We start from the raw sequence: 1230 nt of genomic DNA on the forward strand, positions 1-1230 counted from the left end.
GTGAATCGCCACGCGTTTAACAGACACCTCAGAGTCATTTAAGATGACTTAAAGAGAGGTGCCCATGAGCGGTAAGCGTTATCCTGAAGAGTTTAAAACTGAAGCAGTCAAACAGGTTGTTGATCGCGGTTATTCTGTTGCCAGCGTTGCAACACGTCTCGATATCACCACCCACAGCCTTTATGCCTGGATAAAGAAGTACGGTCCGGATTCTTCCACTAATAAAGAACAGTCAGATGCTCAGGCCGAGATCCGCCGTCTCCAGAAAGAGCTGAAACGGGTTACCGACGAACGGGACATATTAAAAAAAGCCGCGGCGTACTTCGCAAAGCTGTCCGACTGAGGTACGCCTTTATCCGTGACAACTCCTGTTGCTGGCCTGTTCGCCTGCTCTGTCGGGTGCTGGATGTTCATCCCAGTGGTTTTTACGCCTGGCTTCAGCAGCCGCATTCACAACGCCATCAGGCAGACCTGAGACTGACAGGACAGATTAAACAGTTCTGGCTGGAATCGGGATGCGTCTATGGTTATCGCAAAATCCATCTGGATCTGCGTGACAGCGGGCAACAGTGCGGAGTAAACAGAGTCTGGAGACTGATGAAACGTGTCGGAATAAAGGCTCAGGTCGGATACCGAAGCCCGCGGGCACGTAAAGGCGAGGCCAGTATCGTGTCACCCAACAGGCTCCAGCGACAGTTCAATCCGGATGCTCCTGATGAGCGTTGGGTAACGGACATAACCTACATCAGGACCCACGAAGGCTGGCTGTATCTTGCCGTTGTTGTTGATCTGTTCTCACGCAAAATTATCGGCTGGTCCATGCAATCCCGGATGACAAAGGACATTGTCCTGAACGCACTGCTGATGGCTGTATGGCGGCGTAATCCCGAAAAACAGGTGCTGGTTCATTCGGATCAGGGCAGTCAGTACACAAGCCATGAGTGGCAGTCGTTCCTGAAATCACACGGCCTGGAGGGTAGCATGAGCCGTCGCGGTAACTGCCATGATAATGCGGTTGCAGAAAGTTTTTTCCAGTTGTTGAAACGTGAACGGATAAAGAAAAAGATCTACGGAACGCGGGAAGAAGCCCGCAGTGATATTTTTGATTACATCGAAATGTTTTATAACAGTAAGCGTCGGCATGGTTCTAGCGAACAGATGTCACCGACAGAATATGAAAACCAGTATTATCAACGGCTCGGAAGTGTCTAGATTATCCGTGGCGATTCA

The 1230-nt window shown here is 50.2% G+C and carries 1 protein-coding gene; it reads left to right on the plus strand.

The genetic code is table 11. The features are described 5' to 3' along the window. Positions 1 to 64 precede the first annotated feature (64 nt). A protein-coding gene (locus OH663_RS25965; protein ID WP_085949497.1) for an IS3 family transposase occupies positions 65 to 1212 on the plus strand; the annotation gives its coding sequence in 2 pieces (ribosomal slippage) (positions 65 to 302 and positions 302 to 1212; 1149 coding nt in all). The last annotated feature ends 18 nt before the right edge of the window (positions 1213 to 1230 follow it).

This window comes from Citrobacter sp. Marseille-Q5395, from assembly GCF_947057495.1.
GTDB lineage: Bacteria > Pseudomonadota > Gammaproteobacteria > Enterobacterales > Enterobacteriaceae > Citrobacter > Citrobacter murliniae.